This window comes from Roseivirga sp. BDSF3-8, from assembly GCF_041449215.1.
In the GTDB taxonomy this organism is placed as follows: Bacteria; Bacteroidota; Bacteroidia; order Cytophagales; family Cyclobacteriaceae; genus JBGNFV01.
In genome coordinates this window covers 1,851,158-1,869,448 of record NZ_JBGNFV010000001.1, presented here as the reverse complement: position 1 = coordinate 1,869,448, position 18,291 = coordinate 1,851,158, and the positions used below count along the sequence as shown (strand labels likewise).

Sequence of the window (18,291 nt, the reverse complement as noted above, 5' to 3'; positions counted from 1 at the left end):
TTCATATAGATAATAAGGTTTTAACGACAGCCGATAGTGTAACTTCTGCCACCATAGCTTACGGTACCGCAACTGCGGGGGGCGCTACCACGCTGGTGAAGCACACCGGCAATGACGGGAGAGGCCATTGAAGTGCCGCTTATAGTCGCATATCCACCACCGCGATAAGTGCTGGTAACACTACTGCCGGTTGCAATATAATCCACAGGGGTGCCATAATTTGAAAATGAAGACCACCCTTTGCTGCATGTCATACTGGCCACTGTAAATACATTCGTCAGATTCTGACATCCCGGATCATAGTAAGCTGCGTCATCTGCAGAGTTACCGGCAGCCAGGGCGATAAGTGACTGGTCATTCAGCCTTTCCAGCGCACTGCGGTAGGCACTAGTACTAGAGCATCCTGTGCGGTAGCGCGGCCCGAGGCTCATATTAACGACATCTCCGGTTATATCATTTTGAGCGACATAATCCATACCACTAATAATTGTGGAAGTACTGGTGCTGCCTGAAGAGCCGAATACATCCACGGGTACTACAGGAGCCCCTGCAGATACACCAACTACGCCTATTGAGTTGCTTATGGCGCCTGCGATACCTGCTACATGAGTACCGTGTCCGTTGCCATCATCCGGGCTGCCATCCACGAAAGCTCTGCCATATTGTGTATTTACATTCAGGTCCGGGTGGTCTAGATCTATCCCGGTATCTACAATCCATATAAACAGGTTGCTTCCGGCACCGCTACCAAAGCCGCCGGCATTAGATATAGCACAAGTCGTCGTTTGAGCAGCGTTGGATGAGGCACCAGATGCTTTTACATACTCCTCTGCAGTATATACAGCTTCAACGTCATGGTCCAGCGTGACTACGCGGTCTTGTTCTACATAGGCTACGGCAGGGTTGTTACGAAGGCTCTCTACTTCTTCTGCAGTGAGTTTTGCGGAGAATCCGCTCATTACGGCTGAATAACGCGCCAGTATATTCTCCTGTCGGATGTTGGCTTCGGTGGCTACCTTTTCAATGTGGGCATTGACCGTACGGCGGCGATCTGAAGCATATTTTTTCTTTTCTTCCCTGTCTGTAAATGTTGGTTCTCCAATCCGGCTACCAGGCGTACTTTGATCTTTAAACACGACAATATATTGGTCAGGAATTACCGAATTGTCCTGTAATACAACCGGCTGTTCTACCGGTGAAACATTTTCTTCGCTACATGAGGCAAAGCCAAATGATGCTGTGAGTCCGGCCAATAACCAGCCCGTAAGTTTTGTTATTTTCATAGCATTCAAAATAATGTTAGTTGATGCTATCAAATTATTAGCGGGTTCCTTTATTTGCAAATAAGTCGCATTAAAATGAGGTCTTTAAACAAAAAATGAGGGCTATCACTCAATATTAATATAACTATAAAGCTAAAATGCATTAAATTTATATCATAATTTATTTTTTAAAATGCAATTGGATTGCATTTTTGGATAGAGAGGTGATCTCCTGTGGTCTTGCAGAAAATGATTTGTATCTGAGGGTGAGAGAATTGTATAGATAGGGAAATAAAAAGCTGACTAATATCGGCCTTTTTTTAGTAGTGGGAACAGGACTCGACCCTGGGTCTGTCCTTCGACCATAGCCGTCAAGCTAGGGATGTAAAGAGTTTTAAAAATAGTCTATTGGCCTATCCGAGCCCTCTTGGAGGAACGGTTCAAAAAGGACGTAATGCTTCATGGGTCAAGATTGGGCCGGCATTCCGGCCATAGCCGTCAAGTTAAGAATGTAAGTGGCTAAAAAATAGAATGTTAGCCATTCTCCATCAGTCAGCTGACTGACGGGGACGGTTCAAAAAGCCAGAGTATTTTTTGAACCAAGGTTGGACCGGCATTCCGGTGGAATAGCATTAGAAGCTGCCGTAACTGGCTGCTTTAAGAAGCATTCTGCAATACATGCCCTCCCCTGATTAGAAAACGCTGGAAGGTTTTCTAATCTGTCCCCGAAATTCGGGCCTCTCCCACGGGAGAGGAATCGCTGCTTAGCTATACCGACTCAGCTCTCACAAATCCAGCTAATCAGGGCTAGATTTTGCATAAATGGGCGCCGGTACGTTTTGCCGATAGGTAGTTTAAAGGAGTCAATGTCCATATGAGAATGGCTTATGCTACCTATGCTGTTCACCCATACTAGTGCGGGGTTGAGCAGTAATATAGGCCCTTAGCTTGACGGCTATGATCCTACGACGGGTAATAGCCTTTGTGCTAATCATTGGATTCTCTGATGAAGCTTCTACCCCGGCTGGACTTCAGTTGTTTTTTCCTCAGCATTGCTATTAAACTGTTCGGTATGTATGATTTCCCAAGGCCTGAACTTAATAGTCCACCTTTTTTTGCCAGCTTGTTATGAGAGAGAATTCTTTGCCGTAGATCAGACGTATAGCCTGGCCGATGTAGATTTTATCGAAAGCTTTTGCGTAAATAACGTAAACGGTGAACATCAGTGTAGAGGGTATAAATGCAAAAAGGCCGACCAAGTCGACCTTTTCTTAGTAGCGGGAGCAGGACTCGAACCTTCGTCCGTCCTACGACGGATAAGAGCCCTTTGTGCTAGTTTTTGGGTAAAATGGATTCTCTGATAAAGCTTCTTCCCCGGCTGGACTTCAGTTGTTTTTCCCTCATCATTGCCTCGGCTTTAGTACTGAACTGTTCAGTGTGTATGATTACCCATGGCCTGAACCTAATAGTCCACCCTTTTTTTGCCAGTTTGTTATGCGATAGGATTCTTTGCTGAAGGTCAGACGTATAGCCGATATAGATTTTATCGAAAGCTTTTGCGTAAATAACGTAAACGGTGAACATCAGTGTAGAGGGTATAAATGCAAAAAGGCCGACCAAGTCGACCTTTTCTTAGTAGCGGGAGCAGGACTCGAACCTTCGTCCGTCCTACGACGGATAAGAGCCCTTTGTGCTAGTTTTTGGGTAAAATGGATTCTCTGATAAAGCTTCTTCCCCGGCTGGACTTCAGTTGTTTTTCCCTCATCATTGCCTCGGCTTTAGTACTGAACTGTTCAGTGTGTATGATTACCCATGGCCTGAACCTAATAGTCCACCCTTTTTTTGCCAGTTTGTTATGGGATAGGATTCTTTGCTGAAGGTCAGACGTATAGCCGATATAGATTTTATCGAAAGCTTTTGCGTAAATAACGTAAACGGTGAACATCAGTGTAGAGGGTATAAATGCAAAAAGGCCGACCAAGTCGACCTTTTCTTAGTAGCGGGAGCAGGACTCGAACCTGCGACCTTCGGGTTATGAGCCCGACGAGCTACCAACTGCTCCATCCCGCGATGTTGTTTTCCCTAATGGGATTACAAAAGTAGGAAAATGTTTCTACTTTCAAAAATTCTAACGTGAAAAATTAAATAAAAGTTACGTACATCGGTTAATTATCTTGTAGGTAGGTTGTTTCACTCTTGAACACTCTGGCATCTACCCAAAATGTTTGTAATTTTCATATTGCAATTCCTAAACAGGTATCCGTATATACTAATCGCATTTATCTTATGTCGGACATAATGACACCGCAAGCTTCTTCAAAAAATAAAGTGCTGCATGACTACTCGCCTAGTCTGAATTTTTACCGTAGTGATGTGATCTTCCGGCATGTGATCTCTAAAGAACTTAAACCTGGTACGTTAGAAGAGATTAATGACCGACTGGAAGAGTTAGGTGAGAGGGCTGCCACTGAAATGGACGCCCTGAGTCTGCAAGCGGATAAGCATGGTCCTGAACTGGTGAAGAGGAATTTTCTGGGTGAAACAGTGGATGAGATACGTTTTCATCCGGCTTATGAATCGCTGACGCGCCTGGCTGTGAAATCAGGTATGTTTTCCCTGAAGTGGGACCCTCAATACAGGGAGCGTTTTGGGCCTGAGAGGCACCGGGTAGGCTTTGCGCCGGGCTTTTTGTTTACGCTGGTGGAAAATGGCCTTTACTGCCCGCTTTGCATGACGGACGGGGCGGCCAGGCTGGTAGACAAGTACTGTGCCGATGAGGACCGGGAGCGTCTTATGCCGCATATCTGGACAGAAAATGCAGAAGACCTTTATACGGGGGCTATGTTTCTCACTGAAAAGGCAGGTGGATCGGATGTAGGGGCCAACCTTGTTAAAGCGGTGCATGAAAAGGATGACTACTACCGCCTGTATGGTGAAAAGTGGTTTTGCAGTAATGTTAATGCTGAGGTCATATTTGCCCTGGCGCGTACGGATGATAGTGTGCAGGGGACCCGGGGTCTTTCTATATTTCTTGTGGAACCGACCCTGCCTGATGGTTCTAAGAATGACCTAAATATTGTACGGCTCAAAGACAAGTTGGGTGTACGAAGCATGGCCAGTGCGGAATGTGTCATGCAAGGTACGCTTGCCAGGCGTGTGGGTGCTGAGGGTGAAGGTTTCCGGATAATGACCGATATGATAAATCTGTCACGGCTGTATAATTCTATGTCAGCTATAGGAATGACGCGCAGAGGACTGGTAGAGGCCTATACTTTTTTGAAGCATCGCCATACCTTTGGTGCGGAAGCTCTGGACCATGCCTTGGTCAGGGGTAAACTGGCTGAGCTGGCTGCACTCTATAATGCAAACTTTTATATGACCTGGCGTGCTATCAGGGCACTTGACAATGCTGATAATGGTAATGAAAGCGAAACTCATTTGCTCCGGCTACTTACCCCTATGCTTAAGCGTTGTACGGCGGCTAACAGCGTGTACAGCATTCGTGAAAGTATGGAGCTGATGGGAGGCATGGGGTATATAGAGGATGGGGTAATCCCTAAGTTTATGCGGGATAGTATGGTATTGCCTATATGGGAGGGTGCTGGTAATATTATGCTGCTGGACATGCTACGGGCAACAGCCAAGTCGGATGGCTTTAAGCATCTGTGCACAGAAATAAGTACTACTCTTGCTGGTTGGTCGCATCCCCAGGCGGCTGAATGTCTTAATCTGCTTCAGAATCTGATTAACTTAGCTGCTGCTCTTACGGATAAAGATGCTGATACCATGCAGTATTCGGCAAAGCCCCTATTCGAAAAGCTGACCCTTCTTATGCAGGTCAGTGTGCTGATTTCCTATAATGATGAGGTCAGCTCAGCGTGGATTGAGCCTTCGGTAAATACCTTGCTAAGAATGCTTTTCCCGGAGGGGCTTGGCATTCAGAGTCCGCCGGACAGAGGGACTGTGGAAAAAATGGTTGGCTGGGACATTTATAAATAAGGGTTGGTGGTAGCGGCTGATCTGGCTAGTTTTTGGCAAAAAGTTTCCTAACTACGAATTGAAGTAGATAGCTTCAAAAGTGGGGTTGTGCCAGATTGGGAATAATTTCTGTAGTAACAGGCTCTTGCTAAAGTCTATTTCATATTGTCGTTGTGAGTCTTCAGAAGATTTACACAAGTCACCTTTTACTTTATATGGTGAAGGGAGATCGTGTGCTAATTGGTGAAAAATTATTATTTTATCACAGCATTTAGGTTTTAGCGGAAAAGCATTCCTGAATAGAAGGGTGGCGAGGCTTTATTAAATAAATGTGATCAGAAATTTCAGAGGAAAAACTGTCGTGACCTGACCGTAAACTTAGCCGTCTAAATTTTACATAGAGGTTAATGAGGCTTTATCGCTAGTTTTTACTATCGGAATACATTTAGGAAAACCTTATTATGTATGTCTAACGCACCTCGGGCCCGGCAACTCCATCTATCACTTTATTGGTTTGCCGCCGGTATTTTTCCCCTTACCTTTTTAACTAAAGGGGATATTGTTTTGTATCTGAACGGATTGCACACGCCCTTTACAGATTGGTTTTTTAAGAACGCTACCTACCTAGGTGACGGAATAGTTTTCGCTCCCACCATCATCGCTTGTCTATTTATCAGGTTCCGGTACGCTATCATAGCCGCCGGTGCAGGTCTGGTACACTGTGTCCTGGTAGCATTGTGTAAGCGAATAGTATTTGGCGGTGTGCCTCGGCCGGCAGCATGGTTCACTAATGCCGATGCGCTTCATTTCGTGCCTCATGTGCAGGTTCATACCCACATGTCTTTTCCCAGCGGGCACACTGCCACTGCATTTGCACTCGCTCTCTTTATTAGTTTGATAGGGCAAAACCGCTGGCTTACATGCTTCATGCTCAGCATGGCTACTGTAATAGGCATTTCACGGATCTATTTGCTACAGCATTTTTATGTGGATGTGTATGCCGGTATGGTGCTGGGTACTTTCTCTACCCTCTTGGTATGGCAGCTTTGTCATGCTTTTTCATTTTTCAACCGTACTGATGCAAGGCTTACACTTGGTGTGAGCATGCCCCGTCCTTCTCACTTATCTGAAACCAAGCCCTGACCTTCTTTTGGTCTGCCTTTAAATATTATGGTGGTATGCAAATCGAAAAGGTCTTTGCGCCTGAAGACTTCCACGGCAGGCTTATTCTGAAGTAAGTCGCCTAGCTTGTCTTTTCGGCTTATGATAAGCGCTTCCGGATCCGCCCTGAGCAGCGAATCCAGTACAGTCTCGGAGGGTATTCTAGGTATAACCTTTCCATAATGAAAGGCGTATGCTGCATTCATTCTTTCGTAATAATATATTTTCGGGGCGTAGGCCTCTAATATTTTACGCGAGTGGTATACGGGATTGGTGCGATCTATAGGAGGAAGCACCACGTACATGATGATCACGAACGTGGCAATGAAACTTCCTGCAAGTACATATATTGTTCTCTCGACTTTGTTTTTCTTATATAACACCAGTGCGACAATAGCCCCAATAGGTAATAGCAGGAGGTAAAAAGCCAGATGGCTCAGGTGATTGAGGCCTTTATCCTGCTCCAGACCAAAATAAGCAGCGAGGGGCAATATCATTGTCAGAAATACCAGTGCATATAAGGCTGTTGCTATGTTTTTTGGTTGCTTAATTCGCTCCGGAATTCTATTCAGGTAGCTTCCCAGTACTATAGCAAAAAATGGTATTGCAGGTGAAAGGTAACTGGGTAATATGGTTCGTGAGAATGAGAAGAATAGAACAATGGCTGTACCACAGGAAAGTGCAAAAAATGTAAAATGGTCGTATTTACGCGCCTTCCATAATTCAATTACCGCCTGTGGAATGAACACGCTGAAAGGCAGAAGCGCAGCAAAAAGTATGACAATGGCCGAAAATGGAAAGCCTCCATGACCTTCCATAGTAGAGGTAAATCGCTCAACATTCTGCTTAAAAAAGAATTCCCTAAGCCATTCGCCATCTGTTTTAAGGCCTACGAGATAATACCACGGAAATGTAACAATAAGGATGATGAGTAAACCCCACCAGGGTGCCAGTTTCTTAACGTTAGGCCAATTGAACTCTTTACGGAACAGAAAGAACAATAATATGCCGAAGGCCGGTAACATCACAGCAATAGGCCCTTTTGCTAAGAAGGCAAGCCCGAGGCAGGTGTAGCCAGCTATCATATAGCCGGCATGTTCCCGTTGCCAGGCACGGTACAAAAATAGAGTACCCAGCATCATAAAAGCTATAAGGTAGGGGTCTGGCACGGACAAGTGAAACTGTATGCCAGCCATTAGAGATGCGAGCATTATCAGGGAGGCATAAAAAGCTGAGCGTTCGTTTCGGTAGTGCTTCGTGAAGAAATAGACGATCAGAACAGTGAACACACCCATGAACGCTGAAAAAAATCGTGCGGTAAATGGAGTGGTACCACTGACTGCATAAGCTGCCATCATAAAGTAATAGTGTAGAGGAGGCTTTTCAGTTCGCAGGTCACCATTGTAAGTGGGAACGACTAAATCGCCACGTTCATACATTTCGCGGGCGCAGGTAGCGTTTTTTGCCTCATCTAATATGTAGATAGAAATACCGTTGATATTACTGTAAAATACCAAAAGGCTAAGCGATATAATAATGGCTATTCGAAGCATACATCAGACCTTAGTGAGTGAAAAGGTAATGTTAACCAAAATGCAAAAACAACTCTGACCACTGGGTATGATGTTATTGTAAATTGTATTTAATAATTATATAACTGCTGGCTTTTAGCGGCTTAAGGTAGCATGTGTAGTTTTAAGCATGGTATCATTATAGCGAGCTATACCGGTTTATATTTATACTGTTTTACGCAAAGGGAGTTCGTAGTGTAAAGGTTCAGTTGCGTAAGCTTGGTGCCTTTCGATACGGTGTAGGCCATGTCTTGAGGGTTATGTGTGTCCTGATCCCGTTTATTCAAAAGCTTTACAGAAGACCTATTCATCTTTTCGCTCTTAAGGGTCTTATCATACTGAGGATGAAAGATATGAATTTTTATCTTCCTATATTAAAACACTTAGGAAGGGTGTATGGTAGTGGTCTATCCTTTTTCTTCGCTTTCTTTTCTGCTAGCAGGAATCCGGTCTACCCCTTCTGGCTTCTAGCCGGGCTAGTTAACAGCTTTAAATAGGTGGCTCTTAAACAAAATAGGAAATATCTAAAACCAGGGCTTAAAATAGCAGGTACTATTGCTTGTCTGGCCTTTGTCGCATGTAACATACAATGGCGGCAGAGTATTGATATTCTGCGTCGTGCAAATTTATGGTGGTTACTATCGGCCCTGATCGCTCTCAACCTTTCACAGGTAGTTAGTGCAAGGAGGTTGCAGTTCTTTTTTGATCTGTTATATATAAGGATTACTGCTTTCCAAAACTTGTTGCTTTACTATCGCGGTATGTTTTTTAACCTATTGCTGCCTGGTGGTATAGGCGGGGACGGATACAAAGTATTTTACATCAAAAAGTGGTTCGGCCAGCGGCCCGGGCCGGTTATCAAAGCCCTGATCACAGATAGGCTTAGTGGCCTAGTAGCAATTATAGGCATCATATTACTATTGGTAAACTGGCTTGCCGTATCCTTTGAATGGCGTCTGCTTTCAATCGGAGGCCTTATTCTGATTTATCCTCTCTTTTACCTGTTTCTCTGGCTGTTCTTCAGGAAGTTTTTGCCCATATTCGGCAGGGTTAACATTCTTGCCATCTGTGTCCAGGTGCTTCAGGTTCTTAGTGTGATATGTTTATTGGCTGCACTTGGCAATCCCAATGGCATTCATATCTATGTGCTATTATTTCTCGTTTCAAGCATCGCTTTTGTAATACCTATATCCGTAGGGGGTCTTGGATTAAGAGAAGTGGTATTTTTGTACGGGAGCCGTTTTTTTATGTTCGATGAAGAGCTGAGCGTGACCGTTAGTCTGATGTTTTTTATGCTAAATGCGCTGAGTTCCCTGCCCGGTGCTTTTCTCAGTATGGAACCTAAGGATAAATCGTCTGGTACAAATGTAGTTGCAACTGATCACTGAAGTCTGGGAAGATAGGAAAATAAAATAGCCCGGCCTGGCCGGGCTATCAAGAACGGAATCACTCCGATTCTTTTCGATTCACACCATTACTAAGATAGTAAATTTCCCGGTATTCCAAACACCTGTTAGGATTAAGGTGCGTAAGAATGGGTGTCTTCTTACTTGTTCTGATATGTTTCAAATCTAATGCTCGCTACCTTTCGAAGTCGTATCGCATCTTAAAGCCGCTATTTTTCAATGGGTCGCCAGGCGTAAGTTTTATCAGGAATTGGCGGGTTTTGGCGGGTACGTTAAATTCCAGTGGAAGAGGTTTGCCAGCAGATAAGTTAGTCAGATCCAGGTGTAGCGTGCCTTCAACTGTTTTGCCTTTACCATTTTCCGCATACAGCAATATGGTATTATCTATTCGCTCGGCTTTTATGGTGAAGTCACCGGTAGCGGCGACCATTTGGTTATTTTTCTCAAGTTCTTCCACATCAATTTCCTCCTCCGATACCACCTCAAAAGATGGTTTTCCGGGGTGGGTGGCGTAATAGAACTTACCCTGTTTTACTTCCACCGGCTTCCCGGCATGGCTTCTGAACTTTACGGGCACTGTAGTGTGAAATAGCTTTTCGGCCTTGTATACCATGAAATGAAGGTGTGGGCCACTACTAAAGCCTGTATTACCACTTTTAGCGATTAGCTGCCCTGCTGATACTTCTTCACCTACCTCTACTGTTACCCCATATTGCTTGAGGTGGGCATACTCGCCAAAAGTGCCGTCTTCGTGCAGGATAATCACTTTGTTACCATGCTTTTCATATGCGGGATTAGCACCGCCCCGATTGCTGTCTTCACGCACCTCCACCACCAGGCCACCGCGTGCGGCGTATACAGGCTCGCCTTCTTTCATATGAAAATCAACGGCATGAAGGTTCGCATGGCTGAATTTGCCAAAGTATCCCTGATCCACTCTTCGTTTTTCGCCATGCGCAAATGGAAAATGGTAAAGATACCCGTCAGGCTTGGCTGAAGGGTCGCCTTTGAGAAAACTGAAAGAATACTTAAGGCGCATAGTGCCTTCGCCGGTAGGTACGGCCTTAAAGAGAAATTTTTGTTTTTCTTTTCCGTCCACCACAAAGAAGTAAGGGAGGGGGACGCCTACTTTCAGGTTCTCCTTTTGGGTAAATGATATTTCTACCTGGTAGGGGCTATAGCTTTCATTATCCGCATAGAAAAGGTAGGCTCCATCTTCACTTTTTTTATAATAAACTTCCGGCTCATCTGTGGCAAATGCAGGCAGGCTTAGGAGGGTAAAGACTATAATTGTATAAAAGGCTTTCATAGACCATTGCTTCTGGATTGCTAACAATAAAAGTGCACCAATTATTTCTTTTTCAGGACATTAAATTACCCAAAACCTTACTTCTCCCTATCTGGAAATGATATCATTGACTTATTTTTCCTGTATACATTTACTTTTTGGCCGGTGGATAATCTCTTATTGGTGGTTCTGATAAGGAGAGTGACATCTTCGGAGATTACCTCTATTTCTGAAAATGCGCCCTGATAGGTGATGCGTTCAATGGTAAAGGGGCCGTGGGATAGTGGCTTAACAGTAAGTGATTCAGGCCTGTAGCCGCTTACCTTGCCAGGCCCTGCAGGTAGTGCCTCACCCTTGGTAAGGCTAAGCCATCGTTCATTCTCTAGTATTGAAATACCCCCCATTAGCCCCGCCACTTCTTCCGTAGCAGGCTGTTCATAAAGTATTTGTGGGGAGTCTGTTTGTACCAGCTTCCCGTCTATAAGCACCCCCACGCGGTGGCCGACAGCCATAGCTTCACGCGGGTCGTGTGTAACGACTATCATCCCTTTGCCCGCCATGCTTACTTCATCACGTATTATGTGATAAAGGTGTGCCTTCAATAGGGCGTCCTGCTGACTTAGAGGCTCATCCATTAAAATGAGAAGGCTTTCGTCGGCAAGTGCTCTGGCTAAAGCCAGTCGCTGCTTTTCACCACCACTCAGGGTATGCACCGGTTGTGTAGCAATGTGGTTTAGTCTCACTGCCTTCAGTAGCCGGGCCGTTTCTTCCCTGCGGTATTCTGCTGTGTAGGCTCTTAGGAGCATGTCTACATTTCCCTCTACCGTGCGGTTAGCCGCCAGGTCAAAACTCTGGTGTACCATACGGATTGCCTTATTCCCCGGGATGAGTTGTTCAGAAGGATCTTCCAGCTTCTGGCCAGACAATGCTATCCAGCCTCTATCAGGTGATTCTAATCCGGCCAGCAAGCGCAGGAGTGTTGTTTTCCCGGCACCGCTTGGTCCTACTATCGCCATACTTTCACCTGGCGGGAGGGTCAGGCTCAGGTTTTTTATGGCTTGTGTGCTTGAAAAGGTTTTACTGACTTCTCTTGCGTCCAGCAATGGTGTTTCCGGCATGGTTACAAAATTACGAATTAGCCGGCACAGAATGGTAGTATGCTAACGGATTCTAAGACGGTAACGGGCACGGGAAGGTACAGCCATGCCCTGTTCAAAAGCAGGTTGCCACCTGGGGCCGTTTTCCATAGCTTCAATCAGTTCTTTGTCAGCTACCTCATTTATTCCTTTTATGACCTCAAAGTCTTTAAGTTCCCCGGTTTCAGTCACAGTAAACTCCAGCACGATACGGCCGTCCGGCAGATTGCTTAGCTTTTGACGCAGATACGTTTTGTAAGCGCTATACCCTCCGCCAGGGGCAGCATTAGACCTGGCAGGTAGCTCACGACCATCCTCGCCTACCGTTTTCACTTCATTGCCCCGAGCACTCAGGGTGACTACGAGGTGCTCCCTGTTCGCTACAGGGACATCCAGGTCGCTAATACCGCGGTAGCTAAAACGGAGTATGTCGGTAGGTTCGTCTACTGTAATTTTAAAGTCACCTTGCCGGTCAGTGGTAAATGACTTATCCGTCCCTAAAATGGAAATGGTGACATCATATAAGGGAGCTCCGTTGCCGGATAGTACGGTGCCATACACAAGATGTACCGGCACCTCATCTGTAGCCTCCGCCACCAAAGCCTCTTCTGTGTCGAGGGCGTCCTTGTTCCGGGCCATGGCCATCGCCTCCTGGTGCTTTTCTTTTCGGGCCTGCATCATGCTATCAGCATAGAGGGCCAGGTCGGCGGCTGCAATTTGTGGCTCTTCATGGGTACTAAAGGAAGCAGAAGAAGCAGTTTCCTCCACAGGCTCCAGTTCTTCCTCTATACTATTAGCCGCTATGAGCAATTCCTCCTCAACTTTTTCGGTTACGGATGGGGCTTCTGTCGGCTCATCTATTTCCTCTTCATCAGGAACTTCGATAATTTCTCTTACGTCCCTGGTTTCCGGACCACTGGCGGGGGGACGGTTATTTTCTACAGGTTTCGCCCTTTCTGTCTGTGTGACAGGGGCTTCCTTTTCAGGGGTTTGCATGGCCAGCATGCTATCCGGGCTTCCGTAGCGGCTTTCTAATATAAAGAGGGAAGCAGCAAAGGCGGTAAGCATGATAAGTACTGCTGCTGCGGCCTGCCAATAAGGTAGTTTGACGTGAATCGGGTGAGAGGTGGCTCCGGGTATGTGAGTACGCAGGTCTTTTCGGAGCGCGGCCAACCCTTTGTCAAATTCTGCGTCACCTGCTTGGCTTATGCCCTCCAGTGCTTCAGCCTCAAAGGGGTTTGCATCGAGGTAAGCTTGTACTTTTTCCTTATCAGGAGATGGCAGTGCCCCCTGGCTATACAATTGCATGGCCCGCAGGGTCAGCTCTCCGCTGGTAGTGAAAAGTTGTGTTTCTCCCGTACTCATGCCCTTTTCTCCAGGTAAATTTTAAGGTTTCGTTTACCGTTTTGAATATAGCTCTTCACCTTTTTCAGGTCATACCCAGTCATGTCCGAAATGTCTTTATAACTCTTACTTTCCAGGTAAAAAAAGCGCAGACAGGTTGCTTGCTCGGGGGGCAATTCCTGAAGCCCCGACTCAAGCTGCTGCAACATGGCCTCCTTCTCTTCTGCCTCTTCCACCCCTGCGGTATCCTCTTCAGGGTAATACATATGCCTTAACTCTGCCTCGTCATGCTGCTTTCTTTTTCGTAGCAGGCCCAGGCAGTAGTTTTTGGTAAGCACATGCAGCCACGGCTTAAAGCGGTCTACCTCGTGCCGGGCAGCCTCCTTAAGCAGCTTTTCGAAGATTTGCATGCCTGCATCGCGGGCGTCTTCCTCGTTTTTCAGGTATTTCAGACACACACCATACACCAGGTGCAGGTACCTGTCAAAGAGCCTTCCGAGGACATCCGCATCACCTGTTTTTTTAAACAGGGCCAGCATCTCTTCGTCGCTTGCGTCTTTTTCCTTTTTAAACCTATTCCATATAAACATGTACGGACCGGGTTCTGGTAATCAGATCATGGGTTTTTGCCCTGGTAAGATGCACGGTTTTCTATATTCCATAAAAAATACGCTGAAAAAGTTTTTTATGGAATCTTGTTTTCGCCTGCATCTTCCTTCCAAAGATCACGCACTATGAAAACATTAAATCACGCTTTTCTTCTTTTTACAGCCCTGGCACTTAGTATCCCGGCTGCTCTGGCTCAGCATACCGTTACGGGCACTGTCACCGAGGCAAGTTCAGGAGCTGCCATGCCTGGCGTTTCTGTCATCATTAGAGGTACGGCTAATGGTGTCATAACCGATACGGCAGGACGATATGCCATTCAGGTGCCCGCAGATAGTTGCCACCTTCGGTTTATGTATGTGGGGTTTAAAACAATTACTAAGCCGGTAAAAAAGCGAAAAGTAATAGATGTAAGTCTGGAAGAAGATGTGGAACAGTTGCAGGAAGTTGTCATAACAGCTCAGCGTATAGAAAGGGAGCAAAAGGCTTTGGGCTATGCTATAAGTGAAGTGGCTGATGAAGAAGCTGTTTTTGATCAGTCCTTGTCGGGAAGAGTTGCCGGGGTGAATATATCCGGAGGCCCTCACAACACAGAAAGCTATGCGGAAGTGGAGGAAACAGGTTTTCGTACGGCCCTCCGGCAGCCATTAAGTACCTTTTCTGCCGATGTGGATGCGGCATCTTACAGCAACATGCGCCGCTTTATCAATGATGGCATGCTGCCTCCTCAGTATGCTGTAAGGGTAGAGGAGATGATCAATTATTTTGACTATGAATATAACCAGCCGGAAGGGGAGCACCCGTTTGCTGTGAACCTGGAGCAGGCGGAGTGCCCCTGGGCGCCAGGTCATCGGCTTGTAAAGATAGGCGTTCAGGGCAGGGTTATGGAGAATCAGTCTCTGCCCCTTTCCAACCTGGTTTTTCTGCTGGATGTCTCCGGCTCAATGGATGAACCTCACAAATTGCCTCTATTAAAGTCTGCATTCAGAATGCTGACTTCCCAGCTCAGGCCTCAGGACAGGGTATCGATAGTGGTGTATGCAGGAGCTGCAGGGGTGGTGCTGCCGGCTACAGCCGGTAATAATAAAGATGCTATAGTTAACGCTCTGGATAGACTGGACGCCGGCGGCAGTACAGCAGGTGGCCAGGGTATAAGGCTGGCGTATGATATTGCTGAGAAAAACTTTATTAAAGAAGGTAATAATCGTGTGATCCTTGCCACTGACGGGGACTTTAATATTGGGGAAAGCAGTAATGGGGCCATGCAGAAGCTTATAGAGGAAAAGAGGGAAAGTGGTGTTTTTCTGACGGTACTGGGCTTCGGAACAGGTAATTATAAAGATGACCGGATGGAGCTGCTAGCTGACAAAGGCAACGGCAACTATGCTTATATAGACAATATACTGGAGGCAAAGAAAGTGCTTGTGAATGAGATGGGCGGCACGCTGGTGACGATTGCCAAGGATGTGAAGTTTCAGGTGGAGTTTAACCCTGCCTATGTAGCCGGCTACCGCCTGATAGGATATGAAAACCGTCGTTTAAATGATGAAGACTTTAACGACGATAAAAAAGATGCCGGTGATATCGGTGCCGGCCACAGTGTTACCGCTCTTTATGAGATCATCCCTGCCGGGGTGGCGTCAAGCTTATTACCCGAAATAGACGCTCTTAAATACCAGAAAGAAAATAAGGAGGGTGCACGTAATGGCGAGTGGATGAATATAAAGCTCAGGTATAAGCAGCCCGAAGGGCATAAGAGCGCCTTGTTGGAAATGCCTCTTATGTGTGGGAGTGAAAAGCCTCTAAGTAAAGTAAGCGAAGACTTCCGGTGGGCAGCGGCAGTAGCTGAAGCCGGACTGTTGCTTAGCGGCTCGGAGCTTGCCGGAACAGCCTCCCTTATGCACGCCATTAGTATGGCACGGTCAGCCAGGGGGGCTGATGAGCACGGCTACAGGATAGAATTTATCAACCTGATGGAAGTGGCCTCAGGACTTTATGAGAGCGAACTGGAAGCGAAGAAGTAAAAAAGGGCTTCTTTACATAAAGGCAGCGGCTACTCCATAAGGGGAGTAGTCGCTCTTTTTTTTAGTGCGGGCTGTTTTCGTTAGTGCCTTTCACCTTATCGTAATCCATATTTTTTCCCGGAATGGTGTTTCCTGGTCCCTGTGCATTTGTTACCTGAGAGCTGCCTTCGTATGAGTCATGGTTTTGGTCAGAAAGTCCGCCCTCTCTCTTATTAATATCATCCTGGCTGGTGCCGTGTTTTAGGTTACTCACGCCATAGTATGTAAGCATTTCGTCACGATCTTCCTGACTCCATTTACTTACCTTGTCTTTATCAAAGTGAGGAGCGTTTTCAATCTTTTCCTTAGTGGTGTTGATGTGAATTTTCCCTGTATTAGGGTTGATATCCACACTTTTGTAAGGGACTACAAAATAATCTTTACCTATGCCCAGTATGCCACCGGAGCCTACCACCAGAAACTCCACTTTTCCAGATGTACGGTCCAGGATTATTTCTGAGACAGAACCGTAGGTGTTGCCTACTGAATCTTGTATGCTTGATGATTGGAGGGTTGCATAATTAATTAGGTTATCTGTACTCATGATTGGTTTCTGTTTGGTTATCATTCTATTAACCCTTTAGCCAGGATTCAGTTTGTTTATCTATTGCTTATTATTCCTTAACAAAGTATTAGTGCTTGTGAGTATTTGTTTATCTATAGTTGAACAAAATAAAAAAGCACCGAAAAATTTCCGGTGCCTTTTCTAACTACCACTATACGCATCAAAATTCTTACTAAACCTATATTTGGCTATTTAAGCCGTGTTGTTCTTTTAAATCCATCTGATATTTCTAACGGGAGCTAGCCGTAAAGAGTTTACAAAAGCAGGTAAAATTTCAAAAAAATGTTTAAGTTTTTGTTAAACAAGCTAAACAGGATTCTTGGTCATCTACCTATATTTGTGCAGCGTTCCCTTTAAAATTCGTCATTAACCATATTTTTACGATTTTTGCCCCGGAACACAGATACCCTTACATGAATTGGCTACAGTTACTTACCGGGGACGAAAAGCAAAACGGAGAATCATTCGGGACAGGGCGAAGTGCCTTTGAACGGGACTATGACCGCATCGTTTTCAGTCACCCTTTCCGGCGGCTTCAGGACAAAACACAGGTTTTTCCTCTGCCTGAGCATAGCTTCGTGCATACTCGTCTCACACACAGCATAGAGGTAAGTAGTGTAGCGCGCTCACTTGGCAAAGAAGTTGGAGAGAAAATACTGCAAAAAGAGCATGAACTGACAAATAAAGGGATTAACCTGTATGACTTCGGTGCAATTACAGGGGCAGCCGCTCTAGCACATGATATAGGTAACCCCCCTTTCGGACACAGTGGAGAAGATGCTATCTCAGATTTTTTTCGGCATCACCCCAAGGTTTCAGACCTGAGCGGGCTCTACTCAACTGCGCAGTGGGAAGACCTTTGCAACTTTGAAGGAAATGCTCAGGGTTTCAGGCTACTGAACCAAAAAGGGTATCAGGGGCTGAAGCTTAAAGCCCCAACTCTTGCGGCATTTACAAAATATCCTCGCGAATCACTGATGAATGAACAGGATAAGAAGCGCCGTAGCCAGAAGAAATACGGGTTCTTTCAATCGGAGAAGGAGATTTTTGCCGACATAGCGCGCTCGCTTGGCCTGAGAAAGCTAGGAGGAGAAGAAGAAATGGCCTGGTGCCGCCACCCTTTGGCATTTTTGGTAGAAGCAGCAGATGATATATGTTATAATGTCATAGACCTTGAAGATGGTTGCCGTCTGGGTTTTGTGTCATTTGAGGAAGCCCGGGATCTTTTGGCTGACCTGTTGGGGGATAGTTATGACGCATCCAAGCTGGAAAGGTATCGCAGTGTCTCTGAAAAGATAGGTACGTTGAGGGCTCTTGCTATCGGTCGTCTTATCGGGCAGTGTACAGACTTATTTATAGAAAAGGAAGGTGACATTCTGAGCGGAGCTTATGACACGTCGCTTACAGATGATATCCCTGCGAGCAATACATTAGGCCGTATCAGTGCTATTTCAGTAGAAAAAATATACCGGGCCCAACCAGTAAAAGAGCGAGAAATGGCAGGGTTTGAAGTTTTGGGCGGATTGCTAAGCGCTTTTATCCCTGCTGCGTTTAGCACGGCCGGCCTTAAGGACCTGTTTGGTAACAGCAAAAAGCATACTGTCGCTGCCCGCTTGCTTCCTGAAGAGGTACACTATGCCATAAAAGAGGCGGACAAAGATGCTTACCGCATTACATTGGCTATAGTGGACTATGTAAGCGGTATGACTGACCGCCATGCTGTTAGTGTCTACCGCAGGCTCATGGGGATCAGCCTGCCGGTAGTCTGAAGGAAACTTTAGCGGGTTCCCTGTGTTTGATTGCTGTGTTTGTTGTTGCTATACTACAGCCATCAGGCCTTTCTCAAGCACAGAAGACGTATTTTACCTCACCAATGGTACATGCCAGCACGGAAACTCCCTGTGGAACAAA

At 45.9% G+C, this 18,291-nt stretch carries 15 protein-coding genes and 1 tRNA gene; 5 read left to right on the top strand and 11 right to left on the bottom strand.

Annotation, left to right across the window (positions count from 1 at the left end):
- Positions 1 to 20 precede the first annotated feature (20 nt).
- From AB9P05_RS07550 to AB9P05_RS07530, 5 genes are all read right to left on the bottom strand, one after another.
- Complete coding sequence (locus AB9P05_RS07550) at positions 21 to 1,283, bottom strand: S8 family serine peptidase (protein WP_371908208.1); 1,263 nt, start codon at positions 1,281 to 1,283, stop codon at positions 21 to 23.
- A gap of 1,076 nt (positions 1,284 to 2,359) precedes the next feature.
- Positions 2,360 to 2,485 (bottom strand): hypothetical protein, encoded by a 126-nt coding sequence (locus tag AB9P05_RS07545; protein ID WP_371908207.1) that lies wholly within the window; start codon positions 2,483 to 2,485, stop codon positions 2,360 to 2,362.
- Positions 2,486 to 2,594: 109 nt separating this feature from the next.
- Positions 2,595 to 2,846: a GIY-YIG nuclease family protein gene (locus AB9P05_RS07540; protein ID WP_371908206.1), complete on the bottom strand. Its 252-nt coding sequence runs from the start codon at positions 2,844 to 2,846 to the stop codon at positions 2,595 to 2,597.
- A gap of 109 nt (positions 2,847 to 2,955) precedes the next feature.
- A complete protein-coding gene (locus AB9P05_RS07535; protein WP_371908206.1) occupies positions 2,956 to 3,207 on the bottom strand; it encodes a GIY-YIG nuclease family protein in 252 nt (83 codons plus the stop codon).
- Between the two features lie 52 nt (positions 3,208 to 3,259).
- Positions 3,260 to 3,332 (bottom strand) — tRNA-Met (locus tag AB9P05_RS07530).
- Positions 3,333 to 3,548: 216 nt separating this feature from the next.
- Between AB9P05_RS07530 and AB9P05_RS07525 the strand changes: the two genes are divergently transcribed.
- Together AB9P05_RS07525 and AB9P05_RS07520 are read left to right on the top strand one after the other, a co-directional pair.
- Positions 3,549 to 5,261 carry an acyl-CoA dehydrogenase family protein gene (locus tag AB9P05_RS07525; RefSeq protein ID WP_371908205.1) on the top strand — a complete coding sequence of 571 codons (1,713 nt, stop codon included), beginning with the start codon at positions 3,549 to 3,551 and terminating at the stop codon, positions 5,259 to 5,261.
- A 444-nt stretch (positions 5,262 to 5,705) separates the two neighbouring features.
- Positions 5,706 to 6,383: a phosphatase PAP2 family protein gene (locus AB9P05_RS07520; protein ID WP_371908204.1), complete on the top strand. Its 678-nt coding sequence runs from the start codon at positions 5,706 to 5,708 to the stop codon at positions 6,381 to 6,383.
- On the opposite strand, the gene AB9P05_RS07515 is transcribed toward AB9P05_RS07520, so the two are convergent.
- A complete protein-coding gene (locus tag AB9P05_RS07515) occupies positions 6,359 to 7,954 on the bottom strand; it encodes an ArnT family glycosyltransferase (RefSeq protein WP_371908203.1) in 1,596 nt (531 codons plus the stop codon). The two genes, AB9P05_RS07520 and AB9P05_RS07515, sit on opposite strands and share 25 nt — an antisense overlap.
- A 515-nt stretch (positions 7,955 to 8,469) precedes the next feature.
- Here AB9P05_RS07515 and AB9P05_RS07510 point away from each other — a divergent pair.
- Complete coding sequence (locus tag AB9P05_RS07510) at positions 8,470 to 9,360, top strand: lysylphosphatidylglycerol synthase transmembrane domain-containing protein (RefSeq protein ID WP_371908202.1); 891 nt, start codon at positions 8,470 to 8,472, stop codon at positions 9,358 to 9,360.
- Between the two features lie 193 nt (positions 9,361 to 9,553).
- Here AB9P05_RS07510 and AB9P05_RS07505 read toward each other — a convergent pair whose 3' ends face one another.
- From AB9P05_RS07505 to AB9P05_RS07490, 4 genes are all read right to left on the bottom strand, one after another.
- Positions 9,554 to 10,687: a M23 family metallopeptidase gene (locus tag AB9P05_RS07505; protein ID WP_371908201.1), complete on the bottom strand. Its 1,134-nt coding sequence runs from the start codon at positions 10,685 to 10,687 to the stop codon at positions 9,554 to 9,556.
- 77 nt (positions 10,688 to 10,764) lie between these two features.
- Positions 10,765 to 11,784: an ABC transporter ATP-binding protein gene (locus AB9P05_RS07500; RefSeq protein WP_371908200.1), complete on the bottom strand. Its 1,020-nt coding sequence runs from the start codon at positions 11,782 to 11,784 to the stop codon at positions 10,765 to 10,767.
- Positions 11,785 to 11,826: 42 nt separating this feature from the next.
- Positions 11,827 to 13,167 (bottom strand): carboxypeptidase-like regulatory domain-containing protein, encoded by a 1,341-nt coding sequence (locus tag AB9P05_RS07495; protein ID WP_371908199.1) that lies wholly within the window; start codon positions 13,165 to 13,167, stop codon positions 11,827 to 11,829.
- Positions 13,164 to 13,736: an RNA polymerase sigma factor gene (locus AB9P05_RS07490; protein WP_371908198.1), complete on the bottom strand. Its 573-nt coding sequence runs from the start codon at positions 13,734 to 13,736 to the stop codon at positions 13,164 to 13,166. Before AB9P05_RS07490 ends, AB9P05_RS07495 begins: the two co-directional genes overlap by 4 nt.
- Before the next feature lie 144 nt (positions 13,737 to 13,880).
- Here AB9P05_RS07490 and AB9P05_RS07485 point away from each other — a divergent pair, with 144 nt between their 5' ends.
- Positions 13,881 to 15,776 carry a von Willebrand factor type A domain-containing protein gene (locus tag AB9P05_RS07485; protein ID WP_371908197.1) on the top strand — a complete coding sequence of 632 codons (1,896 nt, stop codon included), beginning with the start codon at positions 13,881 to 13,883 and terminating at the stop codon, positions 15,774 to 15,776.
- Positions 15,777 to 15,837: 61 nt separating this feature from the next.
- Here AB9P05_RS07485 and AB9P05_RS07480 read toward each other — a convergent pair whose 3' ends face one another.
- Complete coding sequence (locus tag AB9P05_RS07480) at positions 15,838 to 16,359, bottom strand: PRC-barrel domain-containing protein (protein ID WP_371908196.1); 522 nt, start codon at positions 16,357 to 16,359, stop codon at positions 15,838 to 15,840.
- 434 nt (positions 16,360 to 16,793) lie between these two features.
- On the opposite strand from AB9P05_RS07480, the gene dgt reads away from it, so the two are divergent.
- Positions 16,794 to 18,149: a dGTP triphosphohydrolase gene (dgt, locus tag AB9P05_RS07475; protein ID WP_371908195.1), complete on the top strand. Its 1,356-nt coding sequence runs from the start codon at positions 16,794 to 16,796 to the stop codon at positions 18,147 to 18,149.
- Positions 18,150 to 18,291: the final 142 nt, after the last annotated feature.